Source organism: Haematobacter genomosp. 1 (assembly GCF_002196855.1).
In the GTDB taxonomy this organism is placed as follows: Bacteria; Pseudomonadota; Alphaproteobacteria; order Rhodobacterales; family Rhodobacteraceae; genus Haematobacter.
In genome coordinates this window covers 1-7,405 of record NZ_NIPW01000055.1, presented here as the reverse complement: position 1 = coordinate 7,405, position 7,405 = coordinate 1, and the positions used below count along the sequence as shown (strand labels likewise).

At 70.0% G+C, this 7,405-nt stretch carries 6 protein-coding genes; 4 read left to right on the top strand and 2 right to left on the bottom strand.

Annotated features, from left to right (window positions below; all coding sequences use genetic code 11):
* Window positions 1-114 precede the first annotated feature (114 nt).
* Entirely contained in the window at window positions 115-1,371 is a 1,257-nt protein-coding gene (locus CDV49_RS18990) for an AGE family epimerase/isomerase (RefSeq protein WP_088216872.1), read from the bottom strand.
* Window positions 1,372-1,845: 474 nt separating this feature from the next.
* Window positions 1,846-2,340 (bottom strand): nickel-responsive transcriptional regulator NikR, encoded by a 495-nt coding sequence (gene nikR, locus CDV49_RS18985; protein WP_088216871.1) that lies wholly within the window; start codon window positions 2,338-2,340, stop codon window positions 1,846-1,848.
* A gap of 107 nt (window positions 2,341-2,447) precedes the next feature.
* On the opposite strand from nikR, the gene CDV49_RS18980 reads away from it, so the two are divergent.
* The 4 genes from CDV49_RS18980 to CDV49_RS18965 all read left to right on the top strand — a co-directional run.
* On the top strand, window positions 2,448-3,986 hold the full coding sequence (locus CDV49_RS18980) for an ABC transporter substrate-binding protein (protein WP_088216870.1): 1,539 nt from the start codon (window positions 2,448-2,450) through the stop codon (window positions 3,984-3,986).
* A 1,249-nt stretch (window positions 3,987-5,235) separates the two neighbouring features.
* Entirely contained in the window at window positions 5,236-6,237 is a 1,002-nt protein-coding gene (locus tag CDV49_RS18975; protein WP_256947409.1) for an ABC transporter permease, read from the top strand.
* Complete coding sequence (locus CDV49_RS18970) at window positions 6,234-7,061, top strand: ABC transporter permease (RefSeq protein WP_088216869.1); 828 nt, start codon at window positions 6,234-6,236, stop codon at window positions 7,059-7,061. Before CDV49_RS18975 ends, CDV49_RS18970 begins: the two co-directional genes overlap by 4 nt.
* Window positions 7,061-7,405: ATP-binding cassette domain-containing protein (locus tag CDV49_RS18965; RefSeq protein ID WP_143413208.1), on the top strand; the 345-nt coding region annotated here is incomplete at its 3' end. The genes CDV49_RS18970 and CDV49_RS18965, both read left to right, overlap by 1 nt.

Genomic DNA, 7,405 nt, shown 5'->3' with positions numbered 1-7,405 from the left:
GTCCGCTCCAGCGTAGCCCTGAAAGCCTTTTTTCAGCAGCCTGTCGGGATTTCGGGCGGGTGGAATCCCTGTTGCACACCGTCCACGCGCCGGGTTTCCTTCGCTGCCCGCTGCCTACGGTCGAAAGGGATCGCGGGGCGGAGGCAGTTCCGCAAGCGCCGCGGCGTAGCAGGGTGCAGGCGGCAGAACGGGGGCCAGCAATGCCTGAAAGGCATGATAGAGGTCGGCCTTGCCGCGATAGATCCGCTCCGTCGGTCTTCCCGCCGCATCCACCTCATGCAGCCAGCCGCCCGCCTGCCGGTCGATCAGGGTGAGGTCGATGTAGTCCCAGAGCCGCCGATACCACGCTTCGAACCGCGGCTCGCCCGTTCGGCGGAGCAGGGTCGCTGCCGCGACCACGGCCTCCGCCTGCACCCAGTGCGCGCGGTTGGCGATGGAGGGACGGCCCTCCCAGTCCAGCGTATAGACCAGTCCCGGCAGGCCGTCGGCCCCCCAGCCGTCCGCCATGGCGGTGTCGAAAAGCGCGACGGCATCGTCCAGAAGCCACCCCGGCACCGCGGCGCCCTGCCGGATCAGCGCCGCCTCCAGTTTCAGCAGCAGATGCGCCCATTCCATCGCGTGACCCGGCGTGGTGCCGAAGGGGCGGAGGTCATCCCACGGCCGGTCCCGGTTGTAGTCGCGGAGCGGCGCCCAGTCGCGCCCGTAATGCTCGGGCAGGCGGTAGCCGTTGGCACGGGCCGCGCCGTGGATGAGACGCGCCGCCACGCGGAGGGCACGCTCCCGCCACAGCGGCTGGCCGGAGATATCGGCCAGCGCGAGCATCGCCTCCATCCCGTGCATGTTGCTGTTGGCGCCGCGATAGTCTTCCTCCCCGCCCCAACCGGGGTCGAAACTCTCGCGCAGTGCGCCTTCCTCCTCCGACCAGAAGCGGGTTTCCAGCACGTCGGCAGCCTCTGCGAGCAGCGCCTCTGCGCCCGCCGCTCCCGCCGCGACGGCAGAGCTTGCCCCGAGCGCCACGAAGGCGTGGAGATAGGCGAGCTTGCGCCCGCCGCCCGCCGCCGTGGCCCACCAACCCCCGTTGCGCTTGTCCCGCAGCGGGCCGCTGAGCGACGCCACACCATGCGCCACCAGCGTCTCCGCCCCCGGCAGGCCCTGCAGCGCCGCCAGCGCGTAGGAGTGCGTCATCCGTGCGGTGATGATCGTGTCAGCCACCGCGCCGGAGGGCACGCGGCCCGCATTGTCGAGCGCGACGAAGCCGTCGCCCACGCGCGAAGGCTTGGAGAAATCCAGCAGCCGTTGGGCTTCCCGCTCCAACCAGCGGCGATGGGGAAGGCGGTCCAGCCAGTCGGGCGGGGTCGGGGATGGGGACATCTGATGCGCCCTCCACGCGCGGGTTCGGGCGCAGTATAGCCACGCCGAAGAGACGGTCCATGCCCGGGTTGGCTGCACGCCGGTGGCCGGGTAGAGGGCGAGGGTTTTCCTCGCAGGATGGCAGGGCTGATGTCGCAACGCGCATGGGGTCTCGCCGCCGCATCAGAGCGGGGCGTTAAAAGGCTGCCCAAAAGGCTTTTTGGCTTGCCTTGGAGCGGAAATCATTCGCACCCGACGAAATCCAGCCGGATATCCATACTTCACTTCAGGGCATTCTCTGGCCGATCCTCCGATTTCCGGCGCAGAGGCATGACACTTCGGGATTTTTTAGCGGCCTGTTAACGCAACGAGGTGTTTCGATGGGACACCGCGTTGCGCGGAAAGGGTTTCGGAGCGGGCTCGCGGAGCCTTTTCGGCATCCGTAGTGCGCTCAGTCCCCGGACGCCCCGCCCAGCCTGCAGCGCAGGGGAGGTTTTACGGCTTCCCGCTGTCTTCCACCGCCGCCGGGCGCACATGTACGTGTCCGGCGGATGTTCCGCGCTCGGAAACCGACGCGACGGGGTTGGCATGCCGCGTGGCGGGGATCACGTGCAGGCTTCCCGCCCGCACGCCGCGCTGGGTCGTCACGGCATCGGCAAAGGCGCGCACGTCCGCCGTCGCGCCTTTCAGCACCACGACTTCCAGACAGTCGTCGTGATCCACATGGACATGCAGCGCCGCAACGGAAAGGTCATGATGGTCGTGCTGTGCCGCGGTAAGCCGCCGGGCGAGTTCCCGCGTCTCATGTTCATAGACATAGGTCAGCGTGGCAAAGCAGTGGCCCTCCGCCTCCTCGGCCACCTGCCGCGCCTCCACCTCCCGCAGGATGTCACGCATCGCCTCCGACCGGCTGGCATAGCCGCGCGCGCTGGCATAGGCGTCGAGCGTGGCAAGCTGCTCCGCATCGATCGTCATCGTTACCCGTTGCATCCCGGCCCCCCGTGCCATTCTTTCGCCCAGTGTAGCGGATGCCACTTGCCGGTTCCACGCCGCTTGCGGTAGGCATTTTTCCTGAAAACATCATACGCCCGGGAACCATGCGCCAGAAGCTTCTCATCGCCCTTTCGGCGGCCCTTGTCCTTGCCGCAGGCATGGCACCGGCGCGAGAGGATCTGGTGCTGGCCATCGGGGGAGAGCCGGAGACGGGTTTCGACCCGATGACCGGCTGGGGCAGCTATGGCAACCCGCTTTTCCAGTCCACCCTGCTGAAGCGCGGCCCGGCGCTGGAGACGCTTCCCGATCTCGCGACCGAATGGCGGCTGTCGGAGGATCGCCGCGTCTGGACGATCACCATCCGTCCCGATGCGCGGTTCAGCGATGGCCGCCCCGTCCGCGCGCAGGACGTGGCCTTCACCTTCCGCACCGCGCGGGAGGCGGCGGGCCCGCTCGACCTCTCCGTAATGGAGGGGGCAGAGGCGGTGGATGACCGGACGCTCCGCATCACCCTCTCCCGCCCGTGGATCACCTTCGCAGAGACATTCTACAGCCTCGGCATCGTGCCGGAGGCGGGCTATGGACCGGGTTACGGGCGCGCTCCCGTTGGCTCCGGGCCATACCGCTTCGTGTCATGGTCGGAAGGCGGACAGCTCATTGTCGCCCGGAACGACGACTATTACGGCAAGAAGCCCGCCTTCCGGCAGATCACCTTTCTGTTCACCGGGGCGGATGGCGGGTTGGCGGCGGCGAGGGCAGGGGCTGCGCAGATGGTGGCCGTTCCCCCCCAGCTTGCCGAGGCGGTCCCTTCCGGCTTCCATGCCGTTTCCGCGCGCACGGTGGACAACCGGGGCATCAGCCTGCCCTTCACCCCCCCGCATGAGGAGTCAGGGCGGCAGGTCGGCAATCCGGTCACCTCCGACCCGGCGATCCGGCGGGCGATCAACCTCTGGCTTGACCGCGCGTTGATCGTGGACGTGGCGCTGGAGGGGCATGGCACGCCCGCCTTCGGCCCCGCCGATGGCCTGCCCTGGGGCGGCGATGCTCCGTTCGCCCCTGACGGGGACGCCGCGCGGGCCACGCTCGATCAGGCGGGCTGGCTTCACGGCCCGGACGGGGTCCGTGTCAGGGGCGGGACGCGTGCGGCATTCGCCATCAACTACCCCGCCGGAGATGCGACGCGGCAGGCGCTGGCGGAGACGGTGGCCGAACTCCTCCGCCCGCTGGGGATCGCGGCGGTGGCGAAGGGGGGAAGCTGGCAGAGCATTGGCCGCGTGATGCATGTGGAGCCCGTGGTCTTCGGCTTCGGCAGCCATTCGCCCTATCAGGTCTATGCGCTCTATTCCGGGCGGTTGCAGGGGGTGGAGTATCTGAACCCGACCTTCTACGCCAACCCGGAGGTGGACGCCTTGTTCGATCGGGCGCAGGCGGCGGAGAGCCTTGAAGCGTCCTATCCGCTCTGGGCGGAGGCCGCGCAGCATTACGGCACCGCAGGGGACAATGCGTGGGCGTGGCTGGTCAACCTCGATCATGTCTATCTCGTCGATGATTGCCTCGACCTCGGCCCCTTGCAGGTGGAACCGCACGGCCATGGCTGGCCGATCACCGCAGGCATCTCCGAATGGCGCTGGACCTGCGAATGATCGGAGGCAAGCATCTCTGTGAGCGTAGGCGTGAGTGGGGCCGGAACCCTGCCGGGGCGACAAAGTCCGGGGGCAATGCGTCGCGACCCCTACGCCGGGGCCAGCCGGCTCGCCCCTCCGCGTGTGGGCCATCGCGGGTCGGCTGGGAGGTGATCCACGCCTCGGGCAGCGAGCCGGGGTGCGGAGCCTCACCGCGCGACCCGTCAAGCGGTGGCGCAGCAGGCGACGGATGGTCCACGCACGAACCCTCCGTCCGCGTGGCGGGAACGATTGGTGAGCCGGAGGCCCGCGCTTTCCTGCGCCGCCATGGCAACGGGCAGCGACCGCTTTCCTGCAGGGTTGCCGGGGGGGAGGCCGGCTCCCGCACGCGCAGGCGCGGCATTGCCGGGAGCCGTCAGGACGGGCGCTCGGAGATCCTCTCCCACGCGCCTAAGGACAGCATTGGGTATCGCCATCGCGACCTGTCAGGACGGGGCTTCGGCAGCGCCGCCCATCTTCGCCGGACCCGCCGCGCCGGACGTGGCGCGGCCTCCTGCCGCCGGACGGCGCGCCCTCCAACCCTCCTGAGCGAGGCCACCCGCCGCCCGATCCTACGCCATGGCAGCCCCGCGTGCCCCCGTCGCGTGGTTCGTGGTGTGGGGTCCCGCGGTGTGGCGTCCCGTGGACAGGTGTCCTGTGTTCAGGTGTTCTATGGACAGGCGTTCAGTGTTCAGGCGCTCCGCCATCCGGGCGTCCGTAGTCCGGGCGTCCATAGTTCGGTCCTCTGTGGTCTGGTCCTCCGTAGTCTGGTCCTCTGCGGTCTGGTTGCCCGTGGTTTGTCACCCAGTACTCTGGCATTCCCGGGTCTGGCACTCCGGAGACTGACACCTCGTGGTCTGGCGTCCGGCAGGCTTGCGGCGCCCGGCGCTGCCTTCCGCCTGTTGCTGCCGCCCAGTCCGGCCCGCCATGACATCGCGTTCTGCTGTCGTGGCCTCCTCACTCGGTTCGCGGAAAGGTTGGCGCGACGATGGGGGGGTCGATGCGCCCCTCTCATCGCCGTTCCAGTCCGTGGCGGTCTTGCGGAGCAGCTACCGGTTCGTGGTCTGCTGACCGCCCGCCTGACCCCCCGCCTGCGCGCCTGCCTGCCTGCCCGAGTGCCTGCCCGGGCCGGAGCAGGCGGCAATCCCGCCGCCGCTTCCGGCCGGTTCAGGGCGGCGATGGAGCGGGCGCCACGCGGAGCAGAGGCCGCGCCGGATGGCGTCCGGGCTCCGTGGTCTACGGCGTGAGGGCGCGCGGTCTCCCCCTCGGTCTCCTTTGGCCGGTCCTGCGGCTGCCTGCGGTGCTGCTGGCTGTGGCACTGGCCGCGTTTCTGCTGATGAATACCTCGCCCGTCGATCCGGTGGATGCCTATCTCGGCCCGGCCATGGCCCATCTGGGACCGGAGCGGAAGGCGGAGATTGCCGCCCGCTGGGGACTGGACCGGCCCGCGGGGGAGCAGTTCCTTCACTGGGCGCGAAACCTGCTCGCCGGGGACTGGGGCTTCAGCACGAGCTTCAACGCGCCGGTGGCCGAGGTGCTGCGCGCAAGGCTCGGCCCCTCGGCATTGCTGGCGGGAGGGGCGTGGCTGCTGTCGGGGCTTCTGGGCTTCGGACTGGCGCTGGTGGCGGCGGGCTGGCGCGGGCGCTGGCCGGACAGGCTGATCAAGGGCTATTGCTACCTGCTCGCCGCAACGCCGACCTTCTGGCTGGCCATGCTGCTCCTCCTGCTGTTTTCCGTCGCGCTCCGCTGGACGCCGGTGTGCTGTGCCGGGCCGATCGGCGTCCCGGCTGAGGAGGTGACCCTTGCCATGCGCCTTGCCCATCTGATCCTGCCGCTCGCCGTGCTGACGCTCTTCGGCGTGGCGCAGGTGGCGCTGCATGTCCGGGCGAAGCTGGTGGAGGTTATGGCGAGCGATCACGTTCTGCTCGCCCGCGCGCAGGGGGCGGGGCGGTGGGATATCCTCCTACGGCACGGCGCGCCCAATGCGGCGCTGCCCGCTATCACCATCCTTTTCGCCTCCACCGGAGAGATCTTCGGCGGCTCCATTCTGGCGGAGCAGGTGTTTGCCTGGCCGGGGCTGGGGCGGGCGACGGTGCAGGCGGGCCTGCAGGGCGATGTGGCCCTGCTGCTCGCCATCACGCTGGTCACCGCCGCCGTGGTGGCAAGCGCGAATACAGTGGCCGACCTGCTCTACCGGCTGGTGGACCCGCGGCTCCACCGGGGCGCCTCATGACTGCCGGGGCGATCACGGGGCGGGCGCGGGCAGCGGTGACCGGGCTTGGAGTGGCCCTGCTGCTGTTCGGGCTGGTGGTGGCATCGCTGTTGCCCGGTCCGGGCGGGCTGGCGGCGGATTTCGGACAGCGGAACCTGCCCCCGTCGCTCGCGCATCCGTTCGGCACGGATGCGATGGGGCGGGACATGCTGGGGCGGGTGGTCAGCGGTCTGGTACTCAGCCTGCGGATCGGGCTGCTGGCGGCGGGCATGTCCGTGGTGATCGCCGCGCTGATGGCCGGTGCCGCCGCCCTTGGTCGCTGGCCGGACAGGGCGGCGGGGTTCGTGACCGATGTCATGCTTGCGCTGCCGCATCTTCTGTTGCTGGTGCTGCTGTCATTCGCCTTCGGCGGCGGCACCGGGGCGGTCATCTGGGCGGTGGCGCTGTCGCACTGGCCCCGGCTCGCGCGGATCCTGCGGGCGGAGTTGCTCCAGCTTCAGGCCGCCCCCTATGTGGAGGCCTCGCGCGGGTTCGGGCACTCCCGCCTGTTCATCCTGCGCCGGCATATCCTGCCGCATCTCGGGCCGCAGATGCTGGTGGGATTCCTGCTGATGTTCCCCCATGCCATCCTGCACGAAGCGGGTCTGACCTTCCTCGGCTTCGGGCTGGAGCCGTCGCGGCCCGCCATCGGCGTCATGCTGGCGGAGGCGATGCGGCATCTTTCGGCGGGGCGCTGGTGGCTGGGGGTGTTTCCCGGGCTCGCGCTGCTTGCCATGGTGCTGGCCTTCGACGCGCTCGGCTCCGCGGCAGAGCGGCTGGCGAACCCGCGGGAGGGGCGAAACTGATGCTGGAAGTGGCAGACCTTTCGGTGACGTTCCGGCGCTACAGCGGCCTTTTCCGGCAGGTGGAGCATGCCTGCCTGACGGGGGTGAGCTTCCGGCTTCGCCCGGGGGAGGTGCTGGCGGTCATAGGCGCCTCCGGCGCGGGCAAGAGCATCCTTGCCCATGCCATCCTTGGCCTCCTGCCCGCCAACGCGGTTCTGCGGGGGCGGGTGCGCCTTGCGGGGCGGGCGACGCTGCTGCCGCAGAGCACCGCGCATCTCGACCCGCTCGCCTCTGCCGGGCGGCAGATCGGGCGCGCTGCGGATCGCGCCGGACGGCGGCGGGCGGTTGCACCGGCGCTGGCAGGG